The organism is Natrarchaeobius oligotrophus, assembly GCF_003841465.1.
In the GTDB taxonomy this organism is placed as follows: domain Archaea; phylum Halobacteriota; class Halobacteria; order Halobacteriales; family Natrialbaceae; genus Natrarchaeobius; species Natrarchaeobius oligotrophus.
In genome coordinates, this window is the sequence record NZ_REFZ01000001.1 from 555253 (window position 1) to 572219 (window position 16967).

The 16967-nt window shown below is 63.8% G+C and carries 14 protein-coding genes; 4 read left to right on the forward strand and 10 right to left on the reverse strand.

The genetic code is table 11. The features are described from left to right. Positions 1-144 precede the first annotated feature (144 nt). The 4 genes from EA472_RS02755 to EA472_RS02770 all read right to left on the reverse strand — a co-directional run bounded on the left by EA472_RS02755 (position 145) and on the right by EA472_RS02770 (position 2839). Positions 145-306, reverse strand: a complete 162-nt coding sequence (locus EA472_RS02755; RefSeq protein WP_124189964.1) for an AbrB/MazE/SpoVT family DNA-binding domain-containing protein — start codon at positions 304-306, stop codon at positions 145-147. A 55-nt stretch (positions 307-361) separates the two neighbouring features. Next, positions 362-652, reverse strand: a complete 291-nt coding sequence (locus EA472_RS02760; RefSeq protein WP_124189965.1) for a hypothetical protein — start codon at positions 650-652, stop codon at positions 362-364. A gap of 133 nt (positions 653-785) precedes the next feature. Continuing rightward, positions 786-1874 (reverse strand): anthranilate phosphoribosyltransferase, encoded by a 1089-nt coding sequence (locus tag EA472_RS02765; RefSeq protein WP_124189966.1) that lies wholly within the window; start codon positions 1872-1874, stop codon positions 786-788. A 203-nt stretch (positions 1875-2077) separates the two neighbouring features. Next, positions 2078-2839 carry a GNAT family N-acetyltransferase gene (locus tag EA472_RS02770; RefSeq protein ID WP_124189967.1) on the reverse strand — a complete coding sequence of 254 codons (762 nt, stop codon included), beginning with the start codon at positions 2837-2839 and terminating at the stop codon, positions 2078-2080. A 184-nt stretch (positions 2840-3023) separates the two neighbouring features. Between EA472_RS02770 and ahbB the strand changes: the two genes are divergently transcribed. Continuing rightward, positions 3024-4064 carry a siroheme decarboxylase subunit beta gene (gene ahbB / locus EA472_RS02775; protein WP_124189968.1) on the forward strand — a complete coding sequence of 347 codons (1041 nt, stop codon included), beginning with the start codon at positions 3024-3026 and terminating at the stop codon, positions 4062-4064. Positions 4065-4134: 70 nt separating this feature from the next. On the opposite strand, the gene EA472_RS02780 is transcribed toward ahbB, so the two are convergent. Both EA472_RS02780 and EA472_RS02785 read right to left on the reverse strand, forming a co-directional pair. After that, on the reverse strand, positions 4135-4644 hold the full coding sequence (locus tag EA472_RS02780) for a peptidylprolyl isomerase (protein ID WP_124189969.1): 510 nt from the start codon (positions 4642-4644) through the stop codon (positions 4135-4137). 274 nt (positions 4645-4918) lie between these two features. Beyond that, positions 4919-5437, reverse strand: a complete 519-nt coding sequence (locus tag EA472_RS02785) for a peptidylprolyl isomerase (protein WP_124189970.1) — start codon at positions 5435-5437, stop codon at positions 4919-4921. A gap of 150 nt (positions 5438-5587) precedes the next feature. Here EA472_RS02785 and EA472_RS02790 point away from each other — a divergent pair, with 150 nt between their 5' ends. After that, complete coding sequence (locus tag EA472_RS02790; protein ID WP_124189971.1) at positions 5588-6565, forward strand: succinylglutamate desuccinylase/aspartoacylase family protein; 978 nt, start codon at positions 5588-5590, stop codon at positions 6563-6565. 27 nt (positions 6566-6592) lie between these two features. On the opposite strand, the gene EA472_RS02795 is transcribed toward EA472_RS02790, so the two are convergent. Next, positions 6593-6973: a hypothetical protein gene (locus tag EA472_RS02795; RefSeq protein WP_124189972.1), complete on the reverse strand. Its 381-nt coding sequence runs from the start codon at positions 6971-6973 to the stop codon at positions 6593-6595. 454 nt (positions 6974-7427) lie between these two features. On the opposite strand from EA472_RS02795, the gene EA472_RS02800 reads away from it, so the two are divergent. Next, positions 7428-9413, forward strand: a complete 1986-nt coding sequence (locus EA472_RS02800) for an archaea-specific SMC-related protein (RefSeq protein WP_124189973.1) — start codon at positions 7428-7430, stop codon at positions 9411-9413. 313 nt (positions 9414-9726) lie between these two features. Here EA472_RS02800 and EA472_RS02805 read toward each other — a convergent pair whose 3' ends face one another. From EA472_RS02805 to EA472_RS02815, 3 genes are all read right to left on the reverse strand, one after another. Next, complete coding sequence (locus EA472_RS02805) at positions 9727-10890, reverse strand: acyl-CoA dehydrogenase family protein (protein WP_124189974.1); 1164 nt, start codon at positions 10888-10890, stop codon at positions 9727-9729. 650 nt (positions 10891-11540) lie between these two features. Next, positions 11541-13775, reverse strand: coding sequence for an LUD domain-containing protein (locus EA472_RS02810; protein WP_124189975.1), 2235 nt, complete (start codon positions 13773-13775; stop codon positions 11541-11543). Beyond that, positions 13775-14443: an LUD domain-containing protein gene (locus tag EA472_RS02815; protein ID WP_243637755.1), complete on the reverse strand. Its 669-nt coding sequence runs from the start codon at positions 14441-14443 to the stop codon at positions 13775-13777. Before EA472_RS02815 ends, EA472_RS02810 begins: the two co-directional genes overlap by 1 nt. Positions 14444-15285: 842 nt before the next feature. Between EA472_RS02815 and EA472_RS02820 the strand changes: the two genes are divergently transcribed. Further along, positions 15286-16967, forward strand: a 1682-nt coding sequence (locus EA472_RS02820) for an FAD-binding oxidoreductase (RefSeq protein ID WP_133306987.1), incomplete at its 3' end; no start/stop codon positions are given.

The following is a 16967-nucleotide window of genomic DNA, read 5'->3' on the forward strand; positions in this document are numbered from 1 at the left end:
ATTCGAGGGACCGTCGGAATCGATGCCGAGAAACGGCGCGCACGTCCTCGTCTCGAGGCCGCGACTCGAGCGATTCGGGACGAGGATACCGCTCGGAGCGGTCCCGTCTCGAGGAAAACGACCGACCGCACCCGACGGTATCCGTTACGCCGGGCCGTCGGACGCCTGCTTTCGAACGACGATGTGACCGTCCTCGACGTGCCACTCGACCCGGTCGCCTTCGCCGACGTCGAGGAAGTTACGAACCGGCTTCGGAACGGTCGTCAGGTTCTTCTCGGAGATTTTCGTATCGGTGAGACGTCCCATCGCCGCTACGTTGGTTCGTAGCGCCTACATAGGTTTCGCTATACGTCGGTCGCGGTCATCCCGACGACCGCCAGCGGTGTGCGCCGCCGTCGGACGCCCGATCGAAGTCGAGATCGTACCGGTCGGACTCGATCAACACCGGGCCGGGAACGTAGCAGTCCCGCCCGTCGAGTTCCTCGAGCAGGCCGCGGTCGGCCATCGTCGAGAGCACGTCCCGGACCGTCCGCTCCTTGCCGGGGATCAGGTTCGCCTCCTCGACGACGCTCTCAACGTCGACCCGCCCCTGTAAAAATGCCAGCCGAATAGCCGCAACCCACGACGGCTCTCGCCGCAACTCCCGACACATGGGCCAACGAATGGGTGAGACGGTATTATAATTTCTGGTAGGTACGGTGCGGATTCTGTGAGATCGGTGGTGTTTACCGTCGTCGAAGCCGTCCCGGGGGAGTGCAGGTCCGACCGCCGGACCCGCTTCCCCGTCAAAACGCGCACAGGTCCTCGAGAACGGCCTCGGCGCTTCCGTCGTCGACGAACTGGCGGGCGCGCTCGAGGCCGTCCTCGAGCGTGTCGACGTCTCGGCGGGCGTACATCCGCAACGCGCCGTTGAGTGCGATGGCGTCCGCGAAGTGATCGTCGCGCTCGCCGGCCAGCACTTCCTCGGTAATCGTCGCGGAGTCGCCCGTGACGTCGTCGACCGCGAGGTCCTCGCTTTCCATCTCCATTCCGTACTCTCCGGTTTCGATCTCGTAGTCCTCGAACGACTCGTCGTCACCGCTCGAGGCGTCCGGACGCGCCCACTCGGCGACTTTCGTGTAGCCCGGACGGATGTCGTCGTACCCTTCCATCCCCTGGAAGAAGATCGCCCGCGAGTAGTCGAGTTCGTCGCTCGCCTTGATCAGGTCGGTCAGTTTCTTCGCGAACGCGAGGTGATAGAACGACCCCAGGTGGACGTCGGCGTTCGCGGGGTTGGCGACCGTCTCGATGGTGTTGACGAACGTCCGCACGCCCATCTGATCGCGGCGGTCGTAGAGGTCCTGAATCCCGGGGTTGAACGCAGGCTGGTAGTAGAAACCGAAGCCGGTCTCGTCGACCATCTCGGCGCTTTCTGCGGGCTCGAGTTCCGTCCGCACGCCGAGTTCGTCGAGCACGTGTTTGTACGCCGTCGCCTTCTGGGTCGGGACGCGGTCGCCGGAGTGGACCACGATCGGCGTTCCGGCCGCGGCGGCGACGATCCCGGCACCGACGCCGAGAACGGCGGAGGTGTGCTTTCCGTCGTAGTTCGCCCCGCAGTCGACGGGGTCGCAGTCGGGTTCGGCAGTGACGACCGACTCCTCGCGCATGACGTCGGTGTAAGCCGCGAGTTCCTCCGGCGTGTTGCGCTTCCAGCGATTGGCGAGCCAGAACGCGCCAAGCGTCGTCGCGTCGGGTTCGCCCGCGAGAATCCGCTGGAACGCCTCCCGGGCCTGCCCGCGGGTCATGTCGTCGGCCGACTTGTGTCCCGAGCCGACGACCTCCGTCATCAGCCGTTTGAGCGGCCACTCACCGAACTCCTGGGTTGCCTGAGCCATACCCGACAGTTGGGATGGACGGCGCAAAAACGTCCCGCTTCCGGCGTCGATCGATCCCGGCAACCGGCGGCTCCGCCGGAACCGAATCGGCGGTGGACGCGACCGACGGGGTGAACTGATACGGTTTCCTGTCCGTCAGTTCCGGCGCACCCGCGACCCGGGCGGCGGGTGCACCGGTACATCGGCACGGCAATCCGTATGACTCACAGCTCGATCGCCATCATCACCTCGTCGATGTACTCGTCGTCCAGCTTGTAGTGGTTCTCGCGGCTCGCCTCGATCGTCCAGCCGCGGTCCTCGAAGAACGCGATCGCCCCCTCGTTGGTCGAGGGAACGCTCTGGTACACCTTCTCCTGGCCGCTCGAACGGGCCCACTCGAGGGCCCGCTCGAGCAGTTCGGTTCCGATTCCCACTCCGCGGTAGACCTCGAGGACGCCGACGGTGAGTTCGGTCGTGTGGCTCAGCTTCTCGAGTTTCGGGACGTGAAGGTGGGCCCAGCCGACGACGTCGCCGTCGACCGTCGCCACGAAGAACATCCGCGACTCGAGGTCGTTGTGGCGCAACAGCACGTCCTCGTGGTCGAGTGCGTCCGCGACGGACTCGGCTTCGATGTACGTCATCTCCTCGACCACTCGCCGGATCGCGCCCACGATTCCCGTAAGGTCCTCCTGTCTTGCGGGCCTGATCGTCACCTCGACCTCGTCGGCCGAGAACCGCCGACGGTCGTCCTCGAGGTCGACGGCGATCCGCAGGGTGCCGTCCGCTCCCTCCTCGAGGTAGCCGTCCCGCTTCAAAATTGCGACGCCGTGGCGGAACGCGCGGGCGTACTGCGGATCGCCGGGCGGGTCGTCCGGAAACAGCTCCCGGCGCGCTCGCTCGGCGTCGACGGCTCCGTGTGCCTCGACGTACTCGTAGATCCGCTCGCGTTCGTCCCCGTCGATCGAGATCGGCTCGGTCAACACCATGTGTTGTGATAACAACATCCACAGCAATAATTGTTTTCGTACCGAGGGGTCGTCGAGGATACCCGGGAACGCAGTCGGGAGCAGTTCGGGATTCAGGTCGTGGGTCGCCGGGACGTCTCGTCGCGACCGGTCTTCGGTCCGGCGACCCGAAAACGATACCTACCGAACCTCCCTAGGGCCGGCAATGAGCAGCCTGTCGGGGGACTGGCGCGAGGCCATCGACGACGTGGACGCGGCGATAATCGACGGCTACCAGAGCGGTCTGGCGATCGAACGCCGGCCGTTCGAGCGGCTCGGACGGGAACTGGGAATCGACGAATCCGAAGCCCTCGAGCGCGTCGAGCGACTCGTCGACCTGGGAATCGTCCGTCGGTTCGGTGCCGTCCTCAATCCGCCTGTGATCGGCTCGTCGACGCTGGCGGCCGTACGAGCGCCCGAAGAGCGGTTCGACGAGATCGCGGCGGTCGTCAACGAGTACCGTCAGGTCAACCACAACTACGCCCGCGACCACGAGTGGAACATGTGGTTCGTCGTCACCGCCGGTTCGCGGGAGGTCCGCGACGACATTCTGGCGGAGATCGAACGGCGGACCGGCTGTGACGTGCTCGCTCTCCCGATGCGCACCGACTACTACATCGATCTCGAGTTTCCGGTCGTCAACGCCGACCGGTTCGCCCGCGAGTCGCTCGCGGACCGAACCGACTCGTCCGCGACGCGGATCAGCGAGGACGCCACCGGCGATCTCTCCGATTTCGACGCCAATTTGCTGCTTTCGATCCAGGACGGCTTTCCGCTGTCCGCGACGCCGTACCGGGAGATCGCCGACGACCTCGAGACGGACGTCGAGTCCGTGCTCGAGACGCTCGATCGCCTGCGGGAAAACGGCTGTATCAAGCGCATCGGTTGCGTCGTCAACCACGTCGTCACCGGCTTCGACTCGAACTGCATGGTCGTCTGGGACGTCCCCGACGACGAACTCGACGCCCGCGGCGAACGCGTCGGCGCGCTTCCGTACGTCACGCTCTGTTATCACCGTCCCCGACGACCGGGACAGGGGTGGCCGTACAACCTGTTCACCATGATTCACGGCCGCGACGCCGACGCCGTCGACGGGAAGATCGACGAACTGGCGACGGAGCACCTCCCGGTCGACCACGCCCGACTCTACTCGACGGAGACGCTGAAGCAGACGGGCGCGCGCTACGACGACATTCTGACGGGCTGATCGGAGCGGAGATCCGCCACGACGCACCGACGGTCCCGATCGAGAACGAATCGAGACGACCGCTCGCGCGCTACTCGCCGCGGACCGACACCGACTCGAGGAGGATCTCCTCCTGCGGCCGGTCGTCCTCGTCCGTGTCGACGCTTGCGATGTCGCGGACCACGTCCATTCCGTCGGTCACCTGCCCGAAGACGGCGTGGTTGTCGTCGAGGTGGGGCTGGGCGTCGAGCGTGACGAAAAACTGCGAGCCGTTCGTGTCCGGCCCCGAGTTGGCCATGCTCAGGACGCCGGCGTCGTCGTGGCGCAACTCGTCGTGGAACTCGTCGTCGAACTGGTAGCCGGGGCCGCCGCGACCGGTTCCCGTCGGATCGCCGGTCTGGATCATGAAGTCCTCGATGACGCGGTGAAAGAGCACGTCGTCGTACAGTGGTTCGCCCTCGATCTCTTCGCCCGTCTCCGGGTCCGTCCACTCGCGTTCGCCCGTCGCGAGGCCGACGAAGTTGTCGACTGTTCGCGGCGCGCGCTCTGCGTACAGTTCCACCGCGACGTCACCCGCGCTCGTGTGGAGCGTCGCGGTCAGGTCGTCGCTGCTGTCCGGGCCGGAATCGGCAGCGGCGTCGTCCGTTCCGCCGCGCGACTCGTCGCCATCGTCGGCTCCGTCCGTCGATCCATCGCCGCCGCTCGAACAGCCCGCGACGAGCGTTGCAATTCCCGTGACACCCGATGCCAGTAGCGTTCGTCGATCGATACCGTCGCTGCGTGCGAGGGATAAATAACGGTAGTGATTCGAGCCGGACTTGCGCCGACGTCGATCGGCGTCGGTTCGCAGTTCGGCGTCGGTTCGAACCCGATCGTTACTCGTACTCGACGGAGACCGACTCGAGAAGGACGTCCGTTTTCGGCCGATCGTTCGCGTCCGTGTCGACGCTTGCGATGTCGCGGACCACGTCCATCCCGTCGGTCACCTTTCCGAACACCGAGTGACGATCGTCGAGGTGGGGCTGGGCGTCGAGCGTGATGAAAAACTGCGAGCCGTTCGTGTCCGGCCCCGAGTTGGCCATGCTCAGGACGCCGGCGTCGTCGTGGCGCAACTCGTCGTGGAACTCGTCGTCGAACTGGTAGCCGGGACCGCCACGACCGGTTCCCGTCGGATCGCCACCCTGGACCATGAAGTCCTCGATGACGCGGTGAAAGAGCACGTCGTCGTACAGCGGCTCGCCCTCGACCTCTTCGCCCGTCTCCGGGTCCGTCCAGGTCTTGCCGCCGGTCGCGAGGCCGACGAAATTATCGACGGTTCGCGGCGCGCGTTCGTCGTAGAGTTCGACCTCGATGTCGCCCTCGCTCGTGTGCAGGGTCGCAGTAACGTTGCCCATACGCAGGCGACGAGGGGGCGACTCAAAACGCTAGTGGTCTCGAGTCGACGCCGTGGACGACGGCGACGGCGAACCGGATCGCCGATCGCGAACCGAAGCGGTGCACGTGCCCCCCGCAGGTACATACCGCCGGGGAGCGAACGATCGGCCATGAGTTTCGGTTCGCACGCGACCGAGGAGGTGTCGCTCGCTCGATTGCCGTCGGGGATCGAGCTTACCACGACGATTCACACCTATCGCGGTCGAAACCCCGACGACGGACCGACGCTCTACGTACAGGCCGCCCAGCACGGCCGGGAAATCAACGGGACGGAGGTTCTACGGCGGTTTCACGACGAACTGCCGCTCGACTCGCTGACCGGAACCGTAGTCGCCGTCCCGGTCGCGAACCCGTTGACCTTCGATCGGGTCACCTACACGACGCCGGAGGCCTTCGACAGCGTCAACCCGAACATGAACCGAATCTGGCCGGGTGACGAGGACGGAACGCTCCACCAGCGGATGGCGGACCGTCTCTGGTCGTACGCCGGTCGAGCCGACGCCATCGTCGACCTTCACACCGGAAGCCCGGACATGCTCGCACACGTCGTCTTCCGCGAGGGCGACGACCGATCCCGAGCGCTCGCCGAGGCGTTCGGCACCGACCTCCTGCTCGCCGAACCCGCTGACGACGACGCGACGGACGAGTGGCACAGACGCGACTTCGCCGGGAAGCTTCGAGTCGCCGCCTCCGAGGAGGGAATCCCGTCGATCACGCCCGAACTCGCTCACAACAAACAGATCGTCGAAGAGGCCGTCGAGGACGGCGTCGACGGTCTGCTCGACGTGTTACGATTTCTCGAGATGCTTCCGGGCGACGTTCTCGACCGAGAGCAGACGAACGCCCGAAACCACCTCGGACAGGTCACCGCAGACGACTCCGGACTGTTCCGACCGACCCCGTCGCTCGAGGTCGGCGTCTGGGTCGAGGAGGGAACGGAGCTCGGAACGGTGTACGATCCAGCGACTTACGAGACGCGCCAGGTTGCGCTTGCTGACAGAGCGGGCGTGCTCTATGCGCTCACCAGGGAGGCAACGGTGAACGCCGGCGATCAGCTGGCGAGTATCGCACTGGTCGAATCCGAGTGACGAACGCGTACCGAGCGAGCTCGCCACTCAGCACGGCGGCCGTTCCGAAACGAACCGGTACGAGAGGAGCCGATCGTCTCTGATGACCGCCATCAGGATGTCGCCTTCGCCGACGGTTTCGAACTCGTCGACGGAGACGACGAGCTGATCGACCAGCGTACACTCCTCCTCGAGCAGGAGGACGACGTGCTCGCCGTCGACGATTCGATCGACGACGGCGACGTATCGGGTCGCCCCCTCGGCCACGGTGTCGGGCGGGTCCGACTCGACACAGCGGTCGTCGTTCGCGGACTCTGGTCCGTCGGTGGGTCGCTCCTCGGCCGCCGCTGCGGTCGATAGCGCGGTGACGCCGACGGAACCGAGCGTCCAGAGCACTGTGCGTCGTCGAAGCCGGGTTCGATTCGACATACCGCACTTGGACCCGCCATCCGATATAAACCCGCGTTCGGTTCGACGGATCCGTCCGAAACGGTCGCCCCGAAGCGAACCGGTGTACTCTCCGCGATAGAATAAGAAATAAAATAATTATATAGAATGATCAGAAAGGATAGATTAATGCGCTCAGTCGCGCGCTCATCGAAAGTTCCGATATCCTTCGGGAAGAGCCTGTTTGAGCAACCCCGACAAGTCGACAGTCGTGCGCGTTTCAGACCTTGTTCTCGAGATTACAGCCGTATTACGTGCTGGAAAGCGCGTATTCGCCATCCGACTCGAGAAGGGTATGTCTCCACACATGATGATTTCTAGTTCATATAGCTTATAATATTGTTCTCGTTTCGATCGTAGAAGTGTAAGGCAGAAAATACAAGTTGGAAGCCAGTTCACCAAAGGTTTATCACTCGGTTGGGAAGTTATTTGAATGATGGCTACACAGCAACCTATCGCTCGAGAGGCTCAGTTACGAGCCCAAAATATTGGGGGTATCGACGAGACGACGGTCGAACTCGAATCGGGAGTAACCGTTCTCGCGGGTCGGAATGCGACTAACCGGACGTCGCTTCTGCAGGCGTTCATGGCGGCTCTCGGCGGCGAATCCGCCTCGCTCAAAGCCGACGCCGACGAGGGCTTTGCCGAACTGGAAATCGGCGACGAGACGTACCGCCGAACGCTCCAGCGAAGCGGCGGCACGGTCGTCATGGGCGGCGAGCCGTATCTCGAGGACCCCGAACTCGCGGATCTCTTCGCGTTTCTTCTCGAGTCGAATCCCGCCAGGCGCGCGGTGACGACCGGGGACGACCTTCGAGAAATAATCCTCCGTCCCGTCGACACCGACGAGATCGAGGCCGAGATCTCGCGTCTCACCGCAGAGAAAGAGCAGCTGTCGGACGAGCTCGATCGGCTCGACTCGCTCAAAAACGAGCTGCCACAGCTCGAACAGCAACGCACCGACTTACAACAGCAGATCGAGGAGAAAGAAGGCGAGCTGGAATCGGTCAAAGAACAGATCGAAGAGACCGAAGCGGACGCAGAAACCCGCCGAGACGACCGGGACGAACTCGAGGAGAAGCTGAGCGAGCTCAGAGAGCAACGATCGGCGCTCGAAGACGTCCGATTCGACCTCGAGACCGAACGCGAGAGCCTGGCTGCGCTGCGCGACGAACGCGAGGAACTCGAAGCCGAGGCCGACGAGCTCCCGGAGCGCGACTCGTTGAACCGCGACGAGATCGACCAGGAGATCGATCGGCTCCAGCGTCGGTCGCAGTCCATCGACAGCGTCGTAAGCCAGCTCCAGAGCATCGTCCAGTTCAACGAGGAGATGCTCGACGGAGCCCACCCCGAAGTTCGCGAGCTGCTCGCAAGCGGCGAGGGAGGCGCGGACGGGACCGTCACCGATCAGTTGCTCGAAGACGAGGAAACCGTCCAGTGCTGGACCTGCGGAAGCGAGGTCCAGCGAAGCGAGATCGAAGAGACGATCGATCGACTCCGGACGCTCCAGGAGGAGAAGCTGAGCGAACGCGACGACCTCGAGGCACAGATTAAGTCGCTGCGATCCGAGCGACGGGAGATCGACCAGACGAGACAGCGACAGGAGCGGATCGAATCGCGACTCGCGGACGTCGACGGAGAGATCGAGCGCCGTGAGAACCGACTCGAGGAGCTGTCCGACGAGCAAGCCGAACTCGAAGCGGAGATCGAAACGCTCGAAGACGAAGCGGCCGAGCTCGAGTCGGAAGTCGACGACGAGGAAGAAAGCGACGACGACGACGAGGGCGGACTGCTCGAGCTCAACCGGCGCGCGAACGAACTCGAGTTCTCGCTCGGTCGGCTCGAGCGCGACCTCGAAACGACGACCGAGGAGATCGAAGAGATCGAATCCGCGCTCGACGAACAGGAGCAACTGACCGACCGTCGCGAGGAGATTCGGGACGAGCTCGAGGAGCTTCGAACACGGATCGACCGCATCGAACGCCAGGCCGTCGAATCGTTCAACGAGCACATGGACGCCGTCCTCGACGTACTCGAGTACGAGAACATCGATCGGATCTGGATCGAACGCGTCGGCCAGACGGTCCGAGAGGGCCGCCGGAAAGTCGAACAGACGGTGTTCGACCTCCACATCGTCCGTAGCACGGCGGAGGGTCGTACGTACGAGGACACGATCGACCACCTGAGCGAGAGCGAACGCGAGGTTACGGGACTGATCTTCGCGCTCGCCGGGTATCTCGTCCACGAGGTGTACGAAGTCGTCCCGTTCATGCTGCTCGACTCGCTCGAGGCGCTCGACTCGAACCGAATCGCGGACCTCGTCGAGTATTTCGAGGAGTATACGGACTTCCTCGTCGTTGCCTTGCTTCCCGAAGACGCCAGCGCCATCGACGAGAATTACGATCGGATCTCCGAGATATAAGTGCTCGGACGCGGCGGTTCGAGGAACGTCGATCGAACGAACGCGCAAATGTTTTTTCTCGATCGATTCGACGGCGGCCAGCGATCGTCGATCGAATCGATATCGGATCCGGAGTTTTCAGCCGACCGTGAGCCTTTCTTCGTCCCGAGTTCGAGTGATTTTTTCACGGTTCAGTCGGATTCGCCACGGAACGTGAGAACCGAATTTCGATCGAATCGGGTGAAGAGACGACGCAGGTAGCGTCGCGAACCATATGTAAAAAGTTCGTCACAGCCGGAGCACACACGCCGGACGGAGCTGGACGCGACCGGAGCTACCGGAACGCCTGAATACCGGTCAACTCCTCGCCCAGAATCAAGGTGTGGATGTCGTGGGTTCCCTCGTAGGTGTAGACCGTCTCCATGTTCGCCATGTGCCGCATGGGGGAGTGATCGGTGGTGATTCCGTTGCCGCCGAGTATCTCGCGTGCGACCCGCGACGTTTCGCGCGCCGTTCGAACGTTGTTCCGCTTGGCCATCGAGACGTGCTGCGGACGCAACTCGCCGCGCTCTTTGAGCTCCGCCAGGCGATACGCAAGCAGTTGTCCGAGCGTGATCTGCGTCGCCATCTCCGCGAGCTTCTCCTGTTGAAGCTGAAACTGGGCGATCGGTCCGCCGAACTGATCGCGATCGAGCGCGTACGAACGAGCCTGTTCGAAGCAATCCCGCGCGGCACCCACCGCTCCCCAGGCGATGCCGTACCGGGCCTGCGTCAGACAGGAGAGCGGCCCTTTCATTCCCGACACGTCCGGCAACACGCTCTCCGCGGGAACGGCGACGTCGTTCAACCCGATCTCGCCGGTGCTCGAAGCGCGAAGCGAGAGTTTGCCGGTGATCTCGTTCGTCGTCACGCCGTCGCGGTCGGTCTCGACCAGAAATCCGCGAATCGGATCGCCCTCGCTCGAGCGATCACGCGCCCAGACGACGGCGAGATCGGCGATCGGCGCGTTCGTGATCCACGTCTTCGATCCGTTCAGGAGATACTCGTCGCCGTCTCGGCGCGCGGACGTCTCCATTCCGGCCGGGTTCGAGCCGTGTTCGGGTTCGGTGAGGCCGAAACAGCCCACCGCCTCGCCCGAACCGAGCGTGGGCAACCACTCGCTTTTCTGTCGCTCGCTTCCGTAGGCGTGAATGGGGTACATCACGAGCGCGCCCTGGACCGACGCCATCGACCGAACGCCCGAATCGCCCGCCTCGAGTTCTTGCATCAGGAGTCCGTACGCGGTCTCCGACACGTTCGGCGAGCCGTACCCCTCGAGGTTCGGCGCGTAGAATCCGAGTTCGCCCATCTCCGAAACGAGCTCCGTCGGAAACGTTCCCGCTTCGAAGTTATCACCGGCGTCGGGTCTGACCCGATCGTCGACGAACTCGCGTGCGGTGTCGCGGATCAACCGCTCCTCCTCGTCGAGGTCGGCTTCGAGTCGAACGAAATCGAGCATACCCATACCTCGAGAAGTACCGTCATAGTGGTTGTGGTGGCGTGGTCTATCGACGTTCTCGTCGTGCCCCGGCCGCGACGAGTGTGGGGGAGTTACGAGGCGGGTATTCGAATCGCGACCGCCGCGTCCGGTCGCCGTCCGGGTACACCGAGTTCGGACTACGTATTATCAGAAATAGTGCAATATTCGAACGAGAGCGAACTACCGGACGGAATTGCACCGCTCGGAGGCTGTGCGGAAAACGCGCGCCCGAACGAAAGTAATTCGAGGCAACGTGTATCGAAAGCTACCAAGAAATTACTACGTTGTTCGATCGTAAACAGAGACCGACCGCAATCCTGATCTTGGCTATAACCCTCCTTATCGGGTGATAAAGTCGCTTTTGTGATTCAACGACAGTCTTCTCGGTCATCTATTGGACACACGTACCAGTATAGAAAACTACTTCAGTTTCATATATTATTGGCTCGGGCGAGCGCCGAGTCGGAACCGGTTCGGCGACACAACTCTTTACAATCATACCTGTGTAACGGCAAGCACGTTCAGGTATCGGACATTTAGCCCGTTCGTCGTCGTTCGCAGAGTCGTGTGGCGGTCGGGCACGAACGCTCGGCGGGGCCGGATCGATCGGTATCGGACGACCGTTTGCGTCAGTGCGAATCGAGAACGCGAACCGGATGGAGCGGACGACGCTCAAGGAGGGCGTCCAGCTGTTCGTGACACGAGGTTCCCGACGTGACCACCGTTCGGTCGGCCATCCCATCGGCGACGAACTGCGATCTGAGCCGGTCCCCAACGGCCACGCTGAGTTCGTAGTACTCGCGTTTGTATCCGAAGCTGCCGGCCATCCCGCAACACTCCACGTCCGAGGTGGCGACGTCGTGGCCGGCCCGTTCGAGCACCGAAACGGTGTACGGTTCGAGGCCGAGAGTGCGTTGCTGGCAGTGGCCGTGGTAGGCCAGCCGGCGACCATCCGTCCGGAGGGTATCCGGGTCCGCACCGTTCTCGAGCAGCCCGTAGGCGTATTCGAGGATCTCGTAGCTTCGGTCGGCGAGCGCCTCGAACGCCGCCGGCGGGAGGAGTTTCTCGTACTCGCCGCGGAACATCGCCAGGTCGCTCGGCTCGACGACGACCACGTCGTACTCGGCCGGGGCGTACGACTGGAGAGCCCGAACGACCGCCGTGGCCTGCCGCTGGGCCGTCCCGATCATTCCCTGAGAGAGCGGCGCCCGTCCGGATCCCGGAACGTCGGGAACCGCAACCGGAACGCCGAGCGACTCGAGCACCCTGACGGCTGCTTTCCCGCGCTCGACTCGAACGTAGTTGGTGTAGACGTCGGGGTACAGAACCGCTCGGCGGTCGTGCTCGAGCGACGGCGTTCGCGCACGGTTCGCCCGCTTCGTCGACGCCGCCTCGCCGCCGCGAGCTTCGAACCAGTCGACGAGCGATTCGCGTTCGAACGTCGGCAGTTCGCGCCGTCGGTCGACGCCGAACGCGTACTCGAGTGTCGCCCTCGTGCCGGGGAGGTCGACGAGCCAGTTCGAGACGGGCGCGGTCGCGCTCGCCAGTTTCGCGAGCGATTCGAAATTACCGAAGAGGCGCTTTTGAAGCGGATACCCCCCGGCCTCTTCGTCGGGAACGAGTCCTCGAACGAGGTGGTCGAACCGACCCCGGTCCGCGCCGTTTGCGATCCGGTTTCGGACGACCGTGTTGATCCACGGCACGTCGATTCGGACCGGACACTGGTTCACGCAGCGCGAACAGCCTGTACAGAGATCGTTGAACGTCTCTGCGCTGTCCTCGCCGTGAACGCCGGCTTCCCAGCCGGTCGCGATCCCACCGGAGTACGTCTCGCCGCCGAACGCGTGCCCGCCGACCTGCTGGAAGTTCGCACACGAGTTGAGACAGGCCGAACACCGGATACACCGTAACGTTTCGCGTAACTGCTCGTCGTCGCGCATCGCCATCCGACCGTTGTCCAGCAACACGAGATGAAAGTCCCGATCCGGCGGGTCGTCCGCGATCCGATCGCCAGGGTCGTCCGGGAGCGCCGGCGTGTCGATCGGCGGCGTCAGCAAGGAGACGTAGGACGTGATCGACTGGCCCGTCGCGGAACGGCCGATCAGCTCGACGAACGGCCGGAGGTCGCCGACCGTCGGCACGACCTTTTCGACGCCGGCGACCGCGACGTGGGTTTCCGGAACCGCGACGCACTTTCGAGCGTTGCCCTCGCTCGTCACGAGGGCGATCGTCCCCGTATCCGCCGTAACGAAGTTCGCGCCCGTCACGGCCACGTCCGCGTTCTCGATCGCATCGCTCAGGACGTCGCGAGCGAACGCCGTCAGCTCGTCGGCGGTTTCGAGGGGGTCCTCGAGGTCGTAGTATTCGTTGAACAGGGTGGCGATCTCCTCGCGCGACCGGTGGATCGCCGGCGCGACGATGTGCGAGGGCGCGTCGTCGGCGATCTGGAGGACGAACTCGCCGAGATCGGTCTCCCAGACGTCCGCGCCGGTCGACTCGATTCCGTCAGCGAGGTCGATCTCCTCGGTCGTCATCGACTTGGACTTGACGACCGTCTCGGCCTCGCGCTCGCGAACGATCCGCTCGACGTAGTCGTTCGCGTCCGCCGCATCCTCGGCGAGGTAGACGGTCCCGCCGTTTTCCTCGACCGCCTCGGTGACCTCGTCGATCAGCTCCGGGAGCCGATCGATCGCGTCGTCTTTGATCGCCGCAGCACGGTCTTTCAGCGCCTCGTACTCGTCGAGCTCGTCGATCGTCTCGTACCGTCCCCGGTTGAACGCGAGCGTGTTCCGCTCGACGCTGTCGCCGCTCGTTTCGAGGATTCGTTTGATGCGAGCGGCCCGTTCCCGTCGATCTGCCGCCATCAGCCCGTTCCCCCCGTTCCGTCCGCCGCGTGGGAGTCCGTTCGGACGACCACGACGTGGACCTCCGTCGGGCCGTGAACGCCGTAGACGAGCGCGCCCATGTCGGCGGTCGCGCTGGGACCGGTCGCGACGATCGCGTCCGCACGCTCGTCCGCGATCAGCGGGACGAGATCGTCGAACGCGGCCGCCATGTCGTCGACCACGTCGCGGTCGCGCACGAGGACGACGTGGCGGTCCGGAAAGAGCGAAACCAGTTCGTCGACGTCGGCGGTCGACCGAAGTACGACCGAGCCGTAGGAGGCGATCCCGAGAATCGCACCCGTCACCCCCGTCGACGCCTCGAGCAACTGTTGCCGAGTCGGCTCCGTCGCGACCGAGACGGGGAGGTCGGCGAGCGAAACGTCGTCGAACGGCGGGGGAGCGCCGACGGCCGGCTCGACCAGCAGCTCCGACAGTACCGAACCGATCGTCTCGGGCGTCGCGCGGTGGGTCGACGCCGTCGCGCCCCGAACCGCGTCCTCGAACCGCTCGAGCGTACCTGTCATCGATCGTGTCATCGTCGACGAGGACCATCGTTCTTTCGCACGGTCGCGGTCGACTCGAGGAGTCGATCGGCTCGCGGCCTCGAACGCGTACTCGACGTCGTCCTCGCCATTGTCCGCCGGCAACAGCTTCGTCCGGTCGACCGAAGCCACGACGGTGAAACGGGAATCCGTTCCGCGGATCGTCCGCCTTCGACGGACGCGCCGGGCACGTGTTCGGACCGTTCGGGACACACCAGAGACGACCTGCTGTACCGACGTGTCGGTGGAACTGCCGGGCGGTCGCGGTTCGACCGGAACTGACCGACAGCGGTCCCGATGAAACGTTCAGCGGCGGGGGAGCGCGTCGTCCGATCGATATCGGCGGACCGACCGAACGAGACGTTTTTTCCGCCGACGGCAGAACACCTGTGGAACGAATCGAACGTACAGGCGATGCAAAGAATCTAAATTCATAGTATTATATTCAAAATACTGTTTAGTATTGATGTTTAATCACACAGTCATTCTCTGACTAGTTGGACCGTTATATAGGCCTAGTACCCCAAACATTACCAATTACACAACCAGATATGGGTTTTATATGAATATATTCAAAGTTTTTCTCCAGTGCCCCCACAGAGCGTGCGTTTCAAAATAATAATATATTCGATAATAACCATTTATAGTAAATTATTTTATGCTACTTTCGATCCCGTTTGGAGCGCGATAACCCACGATCGATCTTCCACCGACACCAAACTAGTTGGGTAGAGAACTGATCCGGGTCGCGTCGAAACGATACGATCCCGTCCGGTCTAGAGACGGGATTTCGGGGGAGGCGCTGGGGAATCAACTGAGCCGTCTCCGGCTCGAACACCACCCTGCCGACAGTCACTCCTCGACCGGCCTCTCACATCGGTCGATCCGTCCCTCAGCGCCGAACCAAAATGCCGACGCTTTATGCGATCGAACGATGAGAGTGCGATATGGCCCTCGAGTCGAACGTCGATCCGGCTGTTGACGGACGGACGAACTACGACTATCGGAGCGACGACGTCGACAGACCGGCGTTAGTGGCGGATCTCGAGCGGCTGGTCGACTGCGAGGTGCGTGCTGACTCGTACTCGAAGGCGCTGTACGCCACGGACGCGAGCGCCTACGAGGCGACGCCGATCGCGGTGGCGTTTCCGCGTTCTCCGGCGGACGTCGCCGGAATCGTCGAGTACTGTCGCGAACGGACGATTCCGGTACTCCCCCGCGGCGGCGGAACCAGTCTGGCCGGACAGACGGTCAACCGGGCCGTCGTGCTGGATTTCACCCGGCACATGAACGACGTCCTCGAGGTCGACCCGGACTGTCGGACGGCGACGGTACAGCCGGGCGTCGTGCTCGGAACGCTCAACGAGACGCTCTCGCCCCACGGCCTGAAGTTCGCGCCCGACCCCGCCTGGGGGGATAAAAGCGCCGTCGGCGGCGCGATCGGCAACAACTCGACCGGCTCGCACTCGCTCGCCTACGGCAAGACCGACGCCTACGTCGAGTCCGTCGAGGTCGTCCTCGCCGACGGCACCGTCACCCGGTTCGGCGACGTGACCCTCGCGGAGATCGACGAGCGCGCGGATCCCGACGGCGACCTCGAGAATCGGATCTACGCCGAAGTTCGCCGCATCCTCGAGAAGGAGAGCGATCGAATCGACGAGGCCTACCCCGATCTCAAGCGAAACGTGTCGGGCTACAACCTCGACCGGCTGGTCGCGGAAGCCCGCGGAAACCACCTCCCCGGCGGCGAAGATACCGGTGAGCCGGGAACGGTCAACCTCGCCCGACTGCTGGCCGGCAGCGAGGGCACGCTCGCGATCGTCACCGAAGCCACGGTGACGCTCGAACCCGTTCCCGAAACGAAGGCGGTCGCGTTGCTTTGCTACCCTGACCTCCACGACGCGATGGCGGACGTCGAACCGATCCTCGAACACGGGCCGGCCGCCGTGGAGGTACTCGACGACGTCCTCATCGACCTCGCGCGCGACACCGCCGAGTTCGGCGCGGTCACGGAGCTTCTACCCCAGGGAACCAACGCCACGCTGCTCGTCGAGTTTTACGCCGAAGACGACGCCGAAGGCCGCGAACGGGTCGCCGGATTGCTGACCGATCGCTGTCCCGACGCGGCCCCCGAGAGCGAGCCGGCAGCGGGTGCGCCACGAACCGACGCGGAGACGCGCGCACTCGCGGCCATCGAGGCCTACGACGAGGCCGATCGGTCGACGCTCTGGACGCTCAGAAAGTCCGGATTGCCGATCCTGCTCTCGCGGACGACCGACGAGAAACACGTCTCGTTCATCGAGGACACCGCCGTTCCGCCCGCGAAACTGCCGGAGTTCGTCGAGCGATTCGAGGCGATCCTCGAGTCTTACGACACCTACGCCAGCTTCTACGCCCACGCCGGCCCCGGCGTCCTCCACGTCCGGCCGCTGGTCAACACGAAGACCGACGTCGGCCTCGAGCAGTTACACGGCATCGCAGACGAGGTGACCGACCTCGTCGTCGACCTCGGCGGCTCGGTGTCGGGCGAACACGGCGACGGCCGCGCGCGAACCCAGTGGAACCGCAAACTATACGGCGAGGAGCTCTGGGAGACGTTCAAAGGACTCAAGACGGCGTTCGATCCCGA